12 protein-coding genes are annotated in these 16,883 nt (G+C 71.4%); 4 read left to right on the top strand and 8 right to left on the bottom strand.

Features of this window, described 5'->3' with window-relative positions; all coding sequences use genetic code 11:
- The first annotated feature begins 115 nt into the window (after window positions 1-115).
- From AB0A69_RS11240 to AB0A69_RS11225, 4 genes are all read left to right on the top strand, one after another.
- Window positions 116-2,524, top strand: a complete 2,409-nt coding sequence (locus tag AB0A69_RS11240; protein ID WP_361418509.1) for a polysaccharide lyase 8 family protein — start codon at window positions 116-118, stop codon at window positions 2,522-2,524.
- Between the two features lie 43 nt (window positions 2,525-2,567).
- The gene (locus AB0A69_RS11235) at window positions 2,568-4,916 is read left to right on the top strand and encodes a polysaccharide lyase 8 family protein (RefSeq protein WP_361418506.1); all 2,349 of its coding nucleotides are present in this window, start codon (window positions 2,568-2,570) and stop codon (window positions 4,914-4,916) included.
- A 163-nt stretch (window positions 4,917-5,079) separates the two neighbouring features.
- On the top strand, window positions 5,080-6,663 hold the full coding sequence (locus tag AB0A69_RS11230; RefSeq protein ID WP_361418503.1) for an acyl-CoA carboxylase subunit beta: 1,584 nt from the start codon (window positions 5,080-5,082) through the stop codon (window positions 6,661-6,663).
- Between the two features lie 19 nt (window positions 6,664-6,682).
- A complete protein-coding gene (locus tag AB0A69_RS11225) occupies window positions 6,683-6,880 on the top strand; it encodes an acyl-CoA carboxylase subunit epsilon (RefSeq protein ID WP_361418500.1) in 198 nt (65 codons plus the stop codon).
- A gap of 137 nt (window positions 6,881-7,017) precedes the next feature.
- On the opposite strand, the gene AB0A69_RS11220 is transcribed toward AB0A69_RS11225, so the two are convergent.
- The 8 genes from AB0A69_RS11220 to AB0A69_RS11185 form a co-directional block, all read right to left on the bottom strand.
- The gene (locus tag AB0A69_RS11220) at window positions 7,018-7,599 is read right to left on the bottom strand and encodes an ATP/GTP-binding protein (RefSeq protein ID WP_069978110.1); all 582 of its coding nucleotides are present in this window, start codon (window positions 7,597-7,599) and stop codon (window positions 7,018-7,020) included.
- Window positions 7,580-8,158, bottom strand: coding sequence for a DUF742 domain-containing protein (locus AB0A69_RS11215; protein ID WP_361418497.1), 579 nt, complete (start codon window positions 8,156-8,158; stop codon window positions 7,580-7,582). Before AB0A69_RS11215 ends, AB0A69_RS11220 begins: the two co-directional genes overlap by 20 nt.
- Before the next feature lie 99 nt (window positions 8,159-8,257).
- Entirely contained in the window at window positions 8,258-8,671 is a 414-nt protein-coding gene (locus AB0A69_RS11210) for a roadblock/LC7 domain-containing protein (RefSeq protein ID WP_030980891.1), read from the bottom strand.
- Between the two features lie 10 nt (window positions 8,672-8,681).
- Complete coding sequence (locus AB0A69_RS11205) at window positions 8,682-11,963, bottom strand: nitrate- and nitrite sensing domain-containing protein (protein ID WP_361418494.1); 3,282 nt, start codon at window positions 11,961-11,963, stop codon at window positions 8,682-8,684.
- A 351-nt stretch (window positions 11,964-12,314) separates the two neighbouring features.
- Window positions 12,315-12,905, bottom strand: coding sequence for an ATP/GTP-binding protein (locus tag AB0A69_RS11200; RefSeq protein ID WP_361418491.1), 591 nt, complete (start codon window positions 12,903-12,905; stop codon window positions 12,315-12,317).
- A complete protein-coding gene (locus AB0A69_RS11195) occupies window positions 12,886-13,293 on the bottom strand; it encodes a DUF742 domain-containing protein (protein ID WP_355356342.1) in 408 nt (135 codons plus the stop codon). Before AB0A69_RS11195 ends, AB0A69_RS11200 begins: the two co-directional genes overlap by 20 nt.
- 147 nt (window positions 13,294-13,440) lie before the next feature.
- A complete protein-coding gene (locus tag AB0A69_RS11190) occupies window positions 13,441-13,854 on the bottom strand; it encodes a roadblock/LC7 domain-containing protein (RefSeq protein ID WP_361419743.1) in 414 nt (137 codons plus the stop codon).
- Between the two features lie 9 nt (window positions 13,855-13,863).
- Window positions 13,864-16,883: nitrate- and nitrite sensing domain-containing protein (locus AB0A69_RS11185; RefSeq protein WP_361418488.1), on the bottom strand; the 3,020-nt coding region annotated here is incomplete at its 5' end.

Raw genomic sequence — 16,883 nt, 5'->3', positions numbered from 1 at the left:
GCTTTTGAACGATCGTGCGCGATTCATTGACCACTTGTTCGTACGTGTGGGAAAAACCGTTCACCCGAGTGGTCCCGGGTTCAACGACATACCGCCCCTCCCCGGAGGTTCCCCCGTGCCCTCCCGCCGCGCCCTCCTGCTCGCCGCCGCCACCGCCCCGCTCACCGCCCCCCTCACCGCGTCGGTCCCCTCGGCTTTCGCCGCCGACGCCTACGACACGCTCCGCCTCACCTGGCGCGACCTCATCCTCGGCACCGGCTTCACCCCCACCGCCGAGCCGTACGCCACCAAGCTCGCCGACCTCGGCACCACCGCCCGGGGCCTGCGCGCCGCCATGGCCCCGGCGGCCGGGTCCCTGTGGCCCGACCTGCCCTACGCCGACCCCGAACCGGACACCGACGCCGAGTCGTACACGTACTCCGGCAACCTGGGCACCAGCTACCACCGCCTGCGCACCATGGCCGAGGCGTACGCCCAGCCCGGCACCGGACTCACCGGTGACACCACCCTGCGCGCCGAGATCCTCACCGGGCTCGACCACCTCCACGACCAGGCGTACCACGCCTCCCAGGCCCGCTACGGCAACTGGTACAACTGGCAGATCGGCATCCCGCAGGCACTGCTGGACATCGATGTCCTGCTGTACGACCACCTCGGCGCGGCGCGCATCGCCGCGCACTGCGCCGCCGTCGACCACTTCGTCCCCGACAGCACGGTCGCCGCGTACTCCGGCACCTCCACCGGCGCCAACCGCGTCGACCTGTGCCGCGTCCTCGCCCTGCGCGGCGTCCTCGGCAAGACCCCCGCCAAGCTCGCCCTCGCGCGCGACGCGCTCTCACCCGTCTTCCCGTACGTCACCTCCGGCGACGGGCTCTACGCCGACGGCAGCTTCATCCAGCACCTGTACGTGCCGTACGCCGGGTCGTACGGCGCCGTGATGCTCGGCGGGCTCTCCCATCTCTTCGCCCTGCTGAAGGGGTCGGCGTGGGAGGTCACCGACCCCGGCCGGCAGGTCGTCCTGGACTCGGTCGAGAAGGCGTACGCGCCCTTCCTCTACAACGGCCTCGCGATGGACGGCGTCTCCGGGCGGGCCGTCAGCCGGGGCGTCCAGCTGGCCGACACCCGCCGGGTCCGCCAGGACGACCACCTGCGCGGGCACTCCGTCATCGCCTGCATCGCGCTGCTCGCGCGCACCGCCTCCGCCACCGAGAAGGCGCGCTGGGAGTCCATGGTCAAGGGCTGGATCGCCCGCGAGTACTTCAGCCCCCTCCTCTCCAGCCCGGCCCTCGGCGTCGCCGCCCTCTCCCGCCTCAAGGCCGTCGCCGACGGCCCGGCCGCCCCCAGCCCCGAACCGGTCGGCCACCGGCTCTTCCCCGCCATGGACCGCGCCGTCCACCGCCGCCCCGGCTGGGCCGCCGCCCTGTCCATGGCGTCACACCGCATCACGTACTACGAGAACGGCAACGGCGAGAACCTGCGCGGCTGGCACAGCGGCTCCGGAATGCTCTACTGGTGGGGCGACACCTACGCCAACGGCCAGTACAGCGACGACTTCTGGCCCACCGTCAACCCCTACCGGCTGCCCGGCACCACCGCCTCCCGCAAGGCCCTGGCCGACGGCGAGGGCGGGGCGTGGGGCGTGGCGCGGCCCGACGTGCGCTGGGTCGGCGGGGCCACGGACGGCACGTACGCCGCCGTCGGCCAGTACCTGAAGGGCCTGTCCTCCACGCTCCTCGCCAAGAAGTCCTGGTTCTTCCTCGACGACGCCGTCGTCTGCCTCGGCGCCGGCATCCACGGCCGCGACGGAGCCCGCGTCGAGTCGACCGTCGACAACCGCAACCTGGGCGCCACCGGAGTCCACGGCTTCACCGTCGACGGCTCGGCCCAGTCCACCACCCCCGGCTGGAGCGCCGGCCTCACCGGCGCCCGCTGGGCGCACCTCGCCGGGCACGGCGGGTATGTCTTCCCCGGGGGCGCGCCCAGCGGCCTCAAGGCGCTGCGCGAGGCACGCACGGGCGCCTGGTCCACCATCAACAAGGGGGCGAGCACGGACCCTGTCACCCGCCGCTATCTGACGCTCTGGTTCGACCACGGGACCGATCCCACGTGGGCGACGTACGCCTACGTCCTCATGCCGGGCGCCACGGCCGCGCAGACCTCGGCCCGCGCCGCCGACGTCTCCTGGTCGGCGGTGCTCGCCAACACCAACGACCAGCAGGGAGTCCGCGTTCCCGCGCTCGGTTTCACGGGCGTCACCTTCTGGCTGGCCGGGACGGTGGGCCCTGTCACGGTCTCCGCGCCCGCGAGCGTCCTCGTCCGCGAGACCGGCGACACCGCCACCGTGTGCGTCTCGGGGCCCCTGCGCGACGGCGCCCTGATCGACCTGACCTGGCGCCGGGCGGTGACGTCCGTGGCGTCCAAGGACCCCTCCGTTCAGGTGCTGTCGACCGGCTCCGCGCTGACGCTGCGGATCACGCCCGGCACACTGGGCGCCGTCCACAAGGCGGTGGTGCGACTGGCGTGAACCGCGCTCAACCGGTCCACACCACTTCCCCCGGGAGGCTCCCGTGCCGCCGAACGTGCCCGACTGGACTCGCCGCACCTTTCTCGCCGCCGCCACCTGCGCCACCGCTCTGGGATGGAACGTGACAGCCGCAGCCCCCGACGCCCGCGCCGACGACGCCGACGCCGACTTCGAGGGGCTGCGCCGGCGCTGGCTCGGCCTCCAGCTCGGCACCGGCTACGACCCGGCGGCCGAACCGTACGCCTCCCGCCTCGCCGAGACCGGCGACCTCGCCGCCCGCTTCCGCGCCTCCATGGCCCCCACCGCCACCACCCTCTGGCCCGGCTACCCCTTCAACCCGCCCTCCGGCATCACCCAGAGCTACCACCGCCTGTGGGCCATGACCCAGGCGTACGCCCAGCCGGGCACCGGCCACACCGGCGACCCCGGCCTCCTCGCCGACGTCCTGCGCGGCCTCGACCACCTCTCCGAGCGCGTCTACCACCCCTCCACCACCCGCTACGGCAACTGGTGGGAATGGCAGATCGGCAGCCCCCGCCTCCTCATGGACATCACCGCCACCCTGTACGAGGCGCTCGGCCCGGCCCGGGTCGAGGCCGCCTGCGCCGCCGTCGACCACTTCATCCCGGACGCGATGCTCACCGACTACAGCGGCACCTCCACCGGCGCCAACCGCGTCGACCTGTGCCGCTCCGTCGCCCTGCGCGGCGTCCTCGGCCGCCGCCCCGACAAGATCGCCCTCGCGCGCGACGCACTCTCACCCGTCTTCCCGTACGTCACCTCCGGCGACGGCCTCTACGCCGACGGCGGCTTCGTCCAGCACACGTGGGTGGCGTACTCGGGCACGTACGGACAGGTCATGCTGGACGGCCTCGGCCGCCTCTTCGCCCTGCTCGCCGGCTCCCCGTGGGAGGTCACCGACCCCGCCCGCCAGATCGTCCTGGACTCGGTCGAGAAGGCGTACGCGCCCCTCCTCTACAACGGCCTGATGATGGACAGCGTCAACGGACGCGCCATCAGCCGCGGACTGCTCCGCAACGACGTCCGCGGCATCATGCGCAGCGACCACTACCACGGGCAGGGCGTCATGGCCGCCATCGCGCTGCTCGCGGACGCCGCGAGCCCCGCCGAGCGCGCCCGGTGGCACGCGCGCGTGAAGGGCTGGATCGAACGCGACACCGTCTCCCCGGTCCTCACCGCCGGTCAGTTCGGCGTCGCCGACCTCGCCCGGCTGCACGCGGTCGCCGCCTCGCCCGTCCCCGCCGCGCCCGAACCCGTCGGCCACACCCTCTTCGCGTCCATGGCGAGAGCCGTGCACCGCCGCCCCGGCTGGGCCGTCAACATCGCCATGGCCTCCGACCGCATCGCGTACTACGAGTGCGGCAACGGCGAGAACCCGCGCGGCTGGCACACCGGCGCCGGAATGCTCTCCTGGTGGACCGACTCGACCGGCGGGCAGTACACCGACTGGTTCTGGCCCACCGTGGACTGGTACCGGCTCCCCGGCACCACCGTGTCGACGAAGCGGCTCCCCGACCGCGCGGGCGGCGAATGGGGCGTGCCCAAGCCCGACGTGCGCTGGGTCGGCGGAGTGACGGACGGCGAGTACGCCGCCGTCGGCCAGCACCTGCGCGGCCTCGGCTCGACCCTGGACGCCCGCAAGTCCTGGTTCTGCGCCGCCGACGCCGTGGTCTGCCTCGGCGCCGGCATCACCGCCGCCGACGGCGTCCCCGTCGAGACCATCGTCGACAACCGCTGCCTCGGCGAAGCCGGTGAACAGCGCCTCACCACCGGCACCCACTGGGCCCACCTCGAAGGCCACGGCGGCTGGATCCTCCCGGAGGGCACGGCGGCGCTCCACGCCCTGCGGGAGGACCGCACCGGCGCCTGGCGCGACATCAACACCACCTCCACCACCGAGCGCCGCACCCGCCGCTACCAGACCCTCTGGCTGGACCACGGCACCGACCCGGCCGACGCCTCGTACGCGTACGTCCTGATGCCCGGCGCCGCCGTGCGCACCGTCGCCGCCCGCGCGCACGACCCCCACTGGCTGGAGGTCCTCGCCAACACCGCCGCCCAGCAGGCCGTCGCCGTACGCTCCCTCGGCCTGACCGCCGCGAACTTCTGGCAGCCCGGTACGGTGGGGCCGCTCAGCGCGACCGCCCCGGCGAGCGTCCTCGTCCGCCGGCGGGGCCGGACCGCCACCCTCCACATCAGCGAGCCGCCGCGCACCGGCGCACCCCTGGAGATCACCTGGCACCATCCCGCCCACCGCGTCCTCGGCCGTGATCCGGCCGTCGAGGTCCTGGCGACCGGCCGTACGCTGCGGCTGCGCGTCACCCCGGGCACGGCCGGGGCGGGCCACCGCTGCGAGGTGTCCATCGGCTGAAGCACGGACGGGCCTTGTCGGACCCCCACAAGGGTGAGCGGCCGGGGGCTGGTACTTCCACCGCTCGGCCGAATGGTTCTGTTCAAGGCTCACAGCAGATCAGTCCGGAGACTGTACGGAGTCGACGGCGGGATTTTCTTGGTCGGCTTCGTAGGGTCGGTACATGACCGTTGTCGACGAAACCCAGAGCGAGCCGACCGACGCCCGGGGGCGTGTGGCCGAGCTGCACGCCCTGCGCGAGGAGGCCCGCCGTGGCCCGAGTGACCGTGCGACGGAAGCGCAGCACGCCAAGGGCAAGCTGACCGCGCGTGAGCGCATCGAGCTGCTCCTGGACCCGGACTCGTTCCACGAGGTCGAGCAGCTGCGCCGGCACCGTGCCACCGGTTTCGGTCTGGAGAACAAGAAGCCCTACACGGACGGTGTGATCACCGGCTGGGGCACGGTCGAGGGCCGCACGGTCTTCGTCTACGCGCACGACTTCCGGATCTTCGGCGGCGCGCTGGGCGAGGCCCACGCCACCAAGATCCACAAGATCATGGACATGGCCATCGCGGCCGGCGCCCCGCTGGTCTCCCTGAACGACGGCGCCGGAGCCCGTATCCAGGAGGGCGTCTCCGCGCTCGCCGGCTACGGCGGCATCTTCCAGCGCAACACGCGCGCCTCCGGTGTCATCCCGCAGATCAGCGTGATGCTCGGCCCGTGCGCGGGCGGTGCGGCCTACAGCCCGGCGCTGACGGACTTCGTCTTCATGGTCCGCGACACCTCGCAGATGTTCATCACCGGCCCAGACGTGGTCAAGGCGGTGACGGGCGAGGAGATCACCCAGAACGGCCTGGGCGGTGCCGACGTCCACGCCGAGACCAGCGGCGTCGCGCACTTCGCGTACGACGACGAGGAGACCTGCATCGCCGAGGTGCGGTACCTGCTGTCGATGCTGCCGTCCAACAACCGCGAGAACCCGCCGACGCACACGAGCGACGACCCGGCGGACCGCCGCTCGGACGTCCTGCTCGACCTGGTCCCGGCCGACGGCAACCGGCCGTACGACATGGCCAAGGTCATCGAGGAGCTCGTCGACGACGGCGACTACCTGGAGATCCACGAGCGCTGGGCGCGCAACATCATCTGCGCCCTGGCCCGCCTCGACGGCCAGGTCGTCGGCATCGTCGCCAACCAGCCGCAGACGCTGGCCGGTGTGCTGGACATCGAGGCGTCCGAAAAGGCCGCCCGCTTCGTCCAGATGTGCGACGCCTTCAACATCCCGATCATCACGCTGCTGGACGTCCCCGGCTTCCTGCCGGGCGTCGACCAGGAGCACGGCGGCATCATCCGCCACGGCGCCAAGCTGCTGTACGCGTACTGCAACGCCACCGTGCCGCGCATCTCCCTGATCCTGCGCAAGGCCTACGGCGGCGCGTACATCGTCATGGACTCCCAGTCCATCGGCGCCGACCTCACCTACGCCTGGCCGACGAACGAGATCGCGGTCATGGGCGCGGAGGGCGCGGCCAACGTCATCTTCCGCCGCCAGATCGCCGACGCCGAGGACCCCGAGGCCATGCGCGCGCGCATGGTCAAGGAGTACAAGGCCGAGCTCATGCACCCGTACTACGCCGCCGAGCGCGGTCTCGTGGACGACGTCATCGACCCCGCCGAGACCCGCTCCGTGCTCATCGCCTCGCTGGCGATGCTCCGCACGAAGCACGCCGACCTGCCGTCCCGCAAGCACGGCAACCCGCCCCAGTAAGACCCCGTAGGAGACCTTCGTGACCAACGCTTCCCTCCTCCGCGTCGAGAAGGGCCACGCCGACCCCGAGGAACTGGCCGCCATCACCGCCATCCTCATGGCCCGCGCGGGCGCCCGGCCCGCCGACACGGCCACCGAGCCCCGCCGCTCCACGGCCGGCTGGCGCCGCCTGGAGCGCCAGTCCGGCTTCCGCGCCCCGCACAGCTGGCAGGGCTGACACCCCGGCACCGACGAAGGGCCCCGCGTTCCGTGAGGAACGCGGGGCCCTTCGCCATGCCCACAGGGGCGTACGGCCGACACGGAAAGGCCCGCGCACCTTTCGGTGCGCGGGCCTTTCCGTGAACTCCCGGAGACCTACCGCAGGCGTGCCATCAGCGCGTGTTCCACGAGCGTGATGAGGGCGCTCTTGGCGTCGGCGCGGTGGCGGGCGTCGGTGGTGATGATGGGGGTGTCGGGGCCGATCTGGAGGGCTTCGCGGACCTCGTCGGGGGTGTACGGCTGGTGGCCGTCGAAGCCGTTGAGGGCGATGACGAAGGGGAGCCCGCTGTTCTCGAAGTAGTCGACGGCGGGGAAGCAGTCGGCGAGGCGGCGGGTGTCCACCAGGACGACGGCGCCGATGGCGCCGCGGACGAGGTCGTCCCACATGAACCAGAAGCGGTCCTGTCCGGGGGTACCGAAGAGGTACAGGATCAGGTCCTGGTCCAGGGTGATGCGGCCGAAGTCCATGGCCACGGTCGTGGTGGTCTTGTCGCCGGTGTGGGTGAGGTCGTCGATTCCGGCGGACGCGGACGTCATGACGGCCTCGGTACGCAGCGGGTTGATCTCCGAGACGGCACCGACGAACGTGGTCTTGCCCACGCCGAAGCCGCCCGCCACCACGATCTTCGCGCTGGTGGTTGAGCGGGCTGCACCGCCGCTAGAGCTTGCGAAGTCCACTGAGCACCCTTTCGAGCAGTGTCACGTCTGGCTGGCCGCCGGCGGACTCGTCGCCGCCGGGCTGGTGGATGGCGACAAGTCCGGCCTCCGCCAGGTCGGCGACGAGGATCCGGGCAACGCCGAGGGGGATGGAGAGAAGCGCCGAGATCTCAGCCACCGACTTGATCTCGATGCACAGCCGGCAGATCCGCTGGTGCTCGGGCAACTGCCCTTGCAGCCGCGACGGATCGGCCGTGGTCGACACCAGCGCCTCGATGGCGAGCTGGTATCGCGGCCGCGTCCGGCCGCCGGTCATGGCGTACGGACGGACCAACGGATTGTGGGTGTTCCCCGCGGAGCCCGACGACGAGGCCGAACCCGACTGCGGGCCCCTGCGCCGCTGCTGCTCCGGCTGGATGCGCGGAGCCTGCGGCTGTACGTACGACGGAGGTCCCTGGTAGGGCTGCTGGGTGCCGTGCCCGCTCGGCGCCGAAGGGAAGTTGAAGCGGTTCTGGCCTGCCTCACCCTGTGACTGATGCGCACCGTCGTATGGGTGGTGTCCGCCCGGGGGTGTTGCCACGTTTCTTCCTCCTCCGACTACCGTTCGCCGGTCCATGTCCCTGTGGACCCGCGCCACCGCACCTTATGGCGCGGTGGCGATAAACGCACGGTCCGTCTGCTAGTTGAGAAGACTTCCCTGGAGTTCCGCCCGCAGATCCGGGGTAAGGACAGTGCCCGCACGGTCGACCAGAAGCGCCATCTCGTAGCCGACGAGACCGATGTCGGCGTCCGGGTGGGCGAGGACGGCCAGCGAGGAGCCGTCCGAGATCGACATGATGAAGAGGAAGCCGCGCTCCATCTCCACCACGGTCTGGTTGACCGCACCGCCTTCGAAGATCCGGGACGCCCCCGCGGTCAGCGAGGTCAGTCCGGAGGCGACGGCGGCGAGCTGGTCGGCACGGTCACGGGGAAAACCCTCGGACATCGCCAGCAGGAGTCCGTCGGCGGAGACCACCACCGTGTGGGACACCCCAGGGGTGTTGTCCACGAAGTTGGTGATCAACCAGTTCAGATTCTGCGCCGCCTGGCTCATCGGGCTCACACTAACGCTCCTGGTTGTAGGTGCTACCCGGGCCGAGGCCCGGTCCGTTCGTGTCCGTTCCCGCGTTGCGTCCCTGCTGGACACCGCGGCGCAGGTTGCTCAACCTGCCTCGCACGTCCTCAGGGGCGCGGGAGACCTGTGGGCCGCCCTGCGGGGTCTGCTCTGCCTTGCCCTCGACCAGATTGGCCTTGGGGACCCGCCGCGGCAGTCCGGAGGGGGTGACCCCGCCGGCCGCGGGCTTGCGGAGCTTCTCGGCCCGCTGCCAGCGCTCGTCGTTCGTCGAACGCCAGCCCTCGGAACCGTCCTCGCTCTGCGAAGCCTGCTGCTGCGAACCCTGCTGCTGCGGAGTCTGCTGCGCCTGCTCCTGCGACCGCTCCTGCGGCCGGTCCTGCTGCTGCGGAGCCTGCTGCCGCGTGGGCTGCTGCTGGCCGCTGCTGCCACGGCGCGGCAGACCGGCGTCGGTCAGGTCGTGTCCGGTGCTCGGGGCGGGACCCGAGGAGAAGCCTACGCGCTCAGGGCCGTTCGTGTGACCGTCCTGCGCAGATTCCGATTCCGTACCGAACGCTTCCTCGTAGCCGCCCGCGTACGCACCCTGATCCGGCCAGTCGCCCTGGTGGGCATCGGTGTCGAAGGAGCCGTCGTACTGCTGCTGCCGATCGTCCCGGTCCGGGAACGCCGATTCCGCATAGCCGGGTTCGGGGTACTCGCCGGTGGCGTATTCACCGGTCGCGTACTCACCCGTGGCGTACTCGCCGGTCGGGTACTCCTGACCGCCGAACTGGTCGTAGCCGTTCTGCGGGTACGCGGCCTGCGGCTCGTACGACTGCTGCTGGTCGTACTGCTGGTCGTACGACTGCTGCTGCTCGCGCTGCGCCTCGTAGGGGTCGCGCTGCGGCTCGTACGCCTCCTGGGGCTGCCCGTAGGCGCCCTGGGGCTGCTGGTCGGACTCGTCGCGGAACAGCTGCGCGCCCAGCGCCGCACGGCGCTCCTCGCGCATCAGCGAGCGGCCCACCGGGTCCAGCGCCGACTCCTGGCCCGAGCCCTGCTCGTAGCGCGAGTCGTCGAAGCCCAGCTCCGCCGCCGTACGCAGCGGGGCGGCCTCGTACGCCTGCTGCTCCGGGATGATCTGGGAGACGGTGAAGTCGTCCTCCATCGCCGGGTCGCCGCCACCACCGTGGGTGATCGCGTCCGGGAGCATGACCAGCGACGTCGTACCGGCCTGCTCGCCCGAGGGGCGCAGCTGGACGCGGATGCCGTGCCGGTCGGCGAGGCGGCCGACCACGAAGAGGCCCATGCGCTGCGAGATCGCGGCGTCGACGGTCGGCGGGTTCGCCAGCTTGTGGTTGATGTCCGCGAAGTCCTCGGCGGTCAGGCCGATGCCCTTGTCGTGGATCTCGATCATCACGCGGCCGTCGGGCAGGCGGGTCGCGGTGACGCGGACCTTGGTCTGCGGCGAGGAGAACGTGGTGGCGTTCTCCAGCAGCTCGGCGAGCAGGTGCACGAGGTCGGTCACGGCCTGGCCGTGGATCTCCGACTCCGGTACGCCGGTGAGCTCGATGCGCTCGTACTGCTCCACCTCCGAGGAGGCGGCACGCAGGACGTCCACCAGCGGAACCGGCTGGTTCCAGCGGCGGCCGGGCTCCTCGCCCGCGAGGATGAGGAGGTTCTCGCCGTTGCGGCGCATACGGGTCGCCAGGTGGTCCAGCTTGAAGAGGTTCTCCAGCTGGTCCGGGTCGGCCTCGTTGTTCTCCAGGTCGGTGATCAGGGTCAGCTGGCCCTCGATCAGCGACTGGTTGCGCTGCGACAGGTTGGTGAAGATCGCGTTGACGTTGCCCCGCAGGAGGGCCTGCTCGGCGGCGAGCCGGACGGCCTCGCGGTGGACCTGGTCGAAGGCGCGGGCGACCTCGCCGATCTCGTCCTGGGAGTTGATCGGGATGGGCTGCACGCGGGTGTCCACGCGGCCCGGGTCGGTGCGCGAGAGCTGGTCGACCAGCATCGGCAGGCGCTGCTCGGCGACGTCGAAGGCGGCGGTACGCAGCCGGCGCATCGAGGTGCTCATCTGGCGGGCCATCATCCCGGCGAGGATGAACGCGGCGAGGAGGGCGATCACGACGATGCCACCGGTGACGAACGCGTCCGTCTGGGCGTCGGCGGAGATGTTCTCGGCCTCTTCCACGGCCTTGGTGACGAGGTCGGCCTCGATCTCGCTGTAGCCCTCGAACTTCGCCGTCGCGGCGCCCATCCAGGTCTCGGGAGTGATGTGCTTCTCCCGCAGGTCACGGATGGCGTCGGCGTCCTTGGCCTTGCCGATCTCGGCGGCCATGCCGCCGAAGACGGAGCCCTGCTTGTCCTGGGGCGGGTCGAGGCCCGCCTCCTTGAGCCGCTTGGCGCCCTCGGTCGCCTTGCCCGTCATGACCTGGACGAGCTTCTCCTGGTCCTCGGCGGTGCCGCCGGAGACGTACTCGCCGAGGGCGATCTGCTCCAGGTAGTTGTACGAGTTGAAGGCGACGGACTGCTCGGCGAAGGTGGCGTCGTCCTTGCTCGGCCGGGTCAGCAGGTGCATGCCGATGGAGCGCTGCAGCGACTCGGCGGCCTTGGCGAGCTGGATGGCGTAGACCGTACGGCCGTAGGCGGTGACGTTGCCGGTGCCGAGGCCCAGCTCGTTGGCGAACTCCATCAGCGAGTGCTGGACCTTGACGTAGCCCTCTTCGGTCTTCGTCGGGTCCATGGCCCTGGTGTACGCGGTCTCGCGCAGCTGCTCCAGGGTGGGCTCCTCCGCGCGGAAGAGCTTCAGACGACGCTGGAGGCCCGGGTCGTCGGGCATGTTCTGGACGGCGGCGTCGAACTTCGCCTTGGCGGCGTCGGTCTTGGCGTACGCCTCCTTGACCGGGGCGGCCTCGCGGTCCTCGGCGCTCTTCGCGGTCAGCAGGGGCGCGGCGGTGAGGTCACGCTCGTTGAGGAGGGCCCCGCCGTACTCGGAGGCGGCGCGCACGAGGAGGGCCGTCTTCTCGGCGTCCTGGGCTTCGTTCCAGGTGTCGATGGACGACTTCACCTGGAAGCCGCCCATGACGAGGCCGACCAGCACGGGTATGAGGAGGATCGCGTTCAGCCTGGTCGGCACCCGCCAGTTGCGCGGGGACAACTTGCTTGTGCTGCCGGTGCCGGCGGCGGGGCCGTCCGACGGTGTTCCGGGCGCATCGGCAGGCGGCACCGCAGTGCGCGCGGGCGGGGTGAAGTTTCCCCGCGCCTGCTGCTCCGCGGCGCTGTTCTTGCTTCGCCTCACTCGACCAACAACCTCTCGGCGCCGGCACCTACGTTGTGCCGTTTTTCTGTTCAGGGCCGTACTACTCGGGAGTTCGTCGCATTGCAGCACGTAAAGCCGCCGCGTTCCAAACAGCGGGATTCAGCCGCCGTCACTGGTCCAGACCCCCGATAAAACGGGCATAAAGAGCGAGCCCCGCCAAAAGGCGGGGCTCGCGTGAGCACAGCGGTACCGCGCGAACGCGGGTCGTGTCCGGCGCGCCCCAATTCTCTGTCGAAACGTTATGTTTGCGCGGGCCGACCGTGTCCCAGGACACATGCCGGCCCGCTCTCCATTCACTGGATGTCTACGACAACTACCGTATATCCACGCCTACTTGAGCCGTGCCATCAGTGCGTGTTCGACGAGCGTGATGAGGGCGCTCTTGGCGTCGGCGCGGTGGCGGGCGTCGGTGGTGATGATGGGGGTGTCGGGGCCGATCTGGAGGGCTTCGCGGACCTCTTCCGGCGTATACGGCTGGTGCCCCTCGAAACCGTTCAGGGCCACGACGAAGGGCAGGCCGCTGTTCTCGAAGTAGTCGACGGCGGGGAAGCAGTCGGCCAGTCTTCTCGTGTCGACCAGCACGATGGCGCCGATGGCGCCGCGGACGAGGTCGTCCCACATGAACCAGAAGCGGTCCTGTCCGGGGGTACCGAAGAGGTACAGGATCAGGTCCTGGTCCAGGGTGATGCGGCCGAAGTCCATGGCCACGGTCGTGGTGGTCTTGTCGCCGGTGTGGGTGAGGTCGTCGATTCCGGCGGACGCGGACGTCATGACGGCCTCGGTACGCAGCGGGTTGATCTCCGAGACGGCACCGACGAACGTGGTCTTGCCCACGCCGAAGCCGCCCGCCACCACGATCTTCGCGCTGGTGGTCGAACGGCCGCCGCCTCCGGCGCCGCCGCTAGAGCTTGCGAAGTCCACTGAGCACCCTTTCCAGCAGCGTCACGTCCGGCGTACCGCCGGCCTCTCCATTGCCCGGCTGGTGGATCGCCACCATGCCCGCCTCCGCCAGGTCGGCGACGAGGATCCGCGCCACACCCAGCGGCATCGACAGCAGCGCCGACACCTCCGCCACCGACTTCACCTCACGGCACAGGTGGCAGATCCGCTGGTGCTCGGGAAGCAGGCTTCCCAGGTGCGCCGGGTCGGCGGTCGTGCTGACCAGCGCCTCGATGGCGAGCTGGTAGCGCGGCCGGGTCCGTCCGCCGGTCATGGCGTACGGCCGGACCAGCGGCTGATCGCCTTCGTGTCCGTACGCGGCGTCCAAGGACGCGCCGTACGGATCGTGAGAGGCGGTGGGCGGGGTCATGGATCCTCCGGGTCGTGACAGCAGGTCCACTGCGTGCCGTCGTGACGGGGCCGGTGGGGGGCCGGATGGGGCGGCCGACAAATGAACAAGAACGAGAGGCGGTACGTACACGAGGGGGGAGGGAGTACGTACCGCCCCGGGGTTGAGCTAACGGAGCAGGCTGCCCTGGAGCTCGGCTCTGAGGTCCGGGGTCAGAACGCTGCCGGCCCGGTCGACCAGCAGCGTCATCTCGTAGCCGACGAGGCCGATGTCGCAGTCGGGGTGCGCGAGCACCGCCATGGAGGAGCCGTCCGAGATCGACATGATGAAGAGGAAACCGCGTTCCATCTCCACCACGGTCTGCGCGACCGGCCCGCCTTCGAAGATCCGGGACGCCCCCGCGGTCAGCGAGGTCAGTCCGGACGCCACGGCCGCGAGCTGGTCCGCGCGGTCGCGGGGGAATCCCTCCGACATGGCCAGCAGCAGGCCGTCGGCGGAGACCACCACGGTGTGGGACACCCCGGGGGTGTTGTCCACGAAGCTGGTGATCAACCAGTTCAGATTCTGCGCCGCCTGGCTCATCGGGCTCAACTAACGCTCCTGCGGGTGAGTGGGGCCGATATTGAAGCTGCCAGTCGTCGAGCCGCCTGCCTGGCGGCCCTGCTGGATGCCCCGTCGGAGGTTGGTCAGCCGACCGCGCACGTCGTCGGGTGCGCGCGAGACCTGCGGACCGGACTGGTGCTGCTGCTCCTGCGCGGTGCCCGGCACCAGGTTGGCACGCGGCACCCGCTTGGGCAGGCCGGACGTGGTGACGCCGCCGGCCGCGGGCTTGCGGACCCGCTCGGCCTGGCGCACCAGTTCGTCGTTGGGGGACGAACGCCAGGCGGCCGTGGTGGCCGCGTCCGGCCGGGCGGCCGCGCGCTGCTGCTGGGCCGGCTGCTGCGGTACGACGGGGACGGGAACCGTCTGGTCGTGCGCGGCGAACCGGTCCTGCTGGTGCTGCTGCTGCGGCTGGGCCTGCTGGTGCTGGGCCTGCTGGTTCGGCTGCTGGGCCTGCTGACCGCCCGGCTGGGCCTGGCGGCCGTCCTGCTGCGCGGAACCGTGGAACCAGTTGGTCTCCAGCGTGTCGTACAGCGGCGTCCGACCGTCCCCCGACTGCGGAGCGGCCGGCAGCGCGTACTGACCGGTGGCGTCGGGCTCCTCGTGGCCGCGCGGCGCGTCCAGCGGCGTGGTCCGCTGCTGCGGGGGCACGGGGGCCTGGTCGCTGCCCCAGCTGGTGGTCTGCGGGCGCGAAGGGCGCTGCGGCTGCTGCTGCTGGGCCGGCTGCTGGGGCTGGCGTGCCTGCTGCGGCTGCTGCTGCTGCGGGGAGCCTCCGGGCAGTTCGGCACGCGGACCGCCGGCGGCCCCGGGCAGCTGCTGCTGCCGGCGCCGGGCCGGCTGCTGGCCCTGCTGCCGGCCCCGCTGGGGTCCGGCCTGCGGGGCGTTCGCCTGCGGGGCGCCCGTCTGTGGGGCCTGGGTGTTCTGCCAGATGTCCGAGCGGGTCGGGATGCCCCCGGTCGCGGGGTCACCGGCGCCGTTGAAGGAGCCCGCGAGGCCCGCGTCCTGACGCTGCGGTTCCTGCGGCTGCTGCTGCGGGGACTGGGGCTGCTGGGTCTGCTGCGGCTGGTTCGGCCGGGCGTGCTGGCCCTGCCGCGCAGGCTGCTGACCGCCGGGCTGACCGGGCTGACCGGCCTGCGCCGTCCGGCCCGCGGAGCCCGCGCCCACCTGACCGCGCGCCGCACCGGCACCGACACCGGCTCCGGCGCCGAGGCCCGCACCGGGGCCGCCCTGGCCGCCGGGACCACCGGTCAGGCCGGGCCGACCGCCACCGGCCGCACCCGGGCCGCCGGTCAGCCCCGCCCGGCCACCGGCCGGGCCCTGCGGCATCGCGCCCTGGCCACCGGGGCCACCGGGGCCGCCCGGACCGCCCTGGCCCGGCTTGCCCGGGAGCTTGCCGCCCTGGGCGACGTCCACGGGGAGCATGACCAGTGCCGTCGTACCGCCCGAGTCGGACGGCCGCAGCTGGATGCGGATGCCGTGTCGCAGGGACAGGCGGCCGACCACGAACAGGCCCATGCGGCGGGAGACCGACACGTCCACGGTGGGCGGCGACGCCAGCCGCTCGTTGATCGCGGCGAGGTCCTCGGGGGAGAGGCCGATGCCGGTGTCGTGGATCTCGACGAGCACGCGCCCGTCGGGCAGGGCGTGACCGGTGACGCGCACCTTGGTCTGCGGCGAGGAGAACGACGTGGCGTTCTCCAGCAGCTCGGCGAGGAGGTGCACGAGGTCGTTGACGACGCGGCCGGCGACCTCGGTCGCCGGGACCGAGGCGAGCTCGATGCGCTCGTACTGCTCCACCTCGGACGCGGCGGCGCGGAGCACGTCGACGAGCGGGACGGGCCGGGTCCACCGGCGCCCCGGCTCCTCACCGGCGAGGACGAGCAGGTTCTCACCGTTACGGCGCATACGCGTCGCGAGGTGGTCGAGCTTGAAGAGCGAGGACAGCTGGTCCGGATCGGCCTCGCGCGACTCCAGCTCGGAGATGAGCGACAGCTGACGCTGGATCAGACCCTGGGAGCGGCGCGAGAGGTTGGTGAACATCGCGTTGACGTTGCCCCGCAGCAGGGCCTGTTCGGCGGCGAGGCGGACCGCCTCGCGGTGCACGTCGTCGAAGGCCGCGGCCACCTGGCCGATCTCGTCCCGGGAGTGCACACCGACCGACTCCACGGACGTGTCCACGTCCTGCGGGTCGGACTCGGACAGCTGCTTGACCAGCTCGGGCAGGCGCTCCTGGGCCACCTTGGTCGCGGTGTCCTGGAGGCGGCGCAGCGAGCGGATCATGGAGCGGGCCACCACGAAGGCGCCGATCAGCGAGACGCCGAGGACGAGCAGGATGAGCGCACCGTTGATGATGGCGTCGCGCTGCTCCTCCTGGCGCAGCTCACGGGCCTTGGTGTCCATCTCGCCGAGGAGCTGGAACTCGATGCGCTTCATGGCCTGGATCTTGGAGTCGTACTCGTCGGTCCAGTCCAGGTAACCGCGCGGCGGCTGGGTCTCCATGCCGCTGGCGTCGTTCAGCACGCGGTCCGCGTACTTGTCGGCCTCGACGATGTTGGGGTTGCCGGTGTTGAGCGGGGCCAGCAGGTCCGTGGCGTCGCCGCCGGAGGACGAGTAGATCGCCTGGAAGGACTGCAGGGCCGCGCGCTCGTTGCTGCGGGCGGCCTGGCCGTAGAGGCGGTCGTTCGGGTTGAGGTCGCCCTTCTCCCGGTCGCTCTTCGGCAGCGCGGCGGCGATGATCGCGCGCTGGATGGACGCGTACTCCTTGGCGGACGAGAACGCCGCCAGCGCACGCGTGCGCTTGATCATGTCGGGGTTGCTGGTCGCCTGGGCCATGTCCTGGGAGAGGCTCAGCAGCGACTCGATCAGCCGGCTGTAGCGCTCGACCGTCTGCGAGTGCTGCACGCCCTCCTTGTAGGCGTCCTTGCGGATGTCCCCGAGGGTGATCACCTGGGTGGCGATCTGGTTCACGTTCGACCGGATCGACTGCAGGGCCTCGTCGTCCTGGGTGTCAC

Origin of the sequence: Streptomyces sp. NPDC045431, from assembly GCF_040646655.1 — a bacterium.
GTDB lineage: Bacteria > Actinomycetota > Actinomycetes > Streptomycetales > Streptomycetaceae > Streptomyces.
This window is presented reverse-complemented; position numbering and strand designations above follow the sequence as displayed.

What these genes read in the sequence shown, in the direction of transcription:
- AB0A69_RS11230 (WP_361418503.1), top strand. Translation starts at nt 5,080, where the DNA reads ATGACCGTTGTCGACGAAACCCAGAGCGAGCCGACCGACGCCCGGGGG.
- AB0A69_RS11210 (WP_030980891.1), bottom strand. Translation starts at nt 8,671, where the DNA reads ATGAGCCAGGCGGCGCAGAATCTGAACTGGTTGATCACCAACTTCGTG.
- AB0A69_RS11195 (WP_355356342.1), bottom strand. Translation starts at nt 13,293, where the DNA reads ATGACCCCGCCCACCGCCTCTCACGATCCGTACGGCGCGTCCTTGGAC.
- AB0A69_RS11190 (WP_361419743.1), bottom strand. Translation starts at nt 13,854, where the DNA reads ATGAGCCAGGCGGCGCAGAATCTGAACTGGTTGATCACCAGCTTCGTG.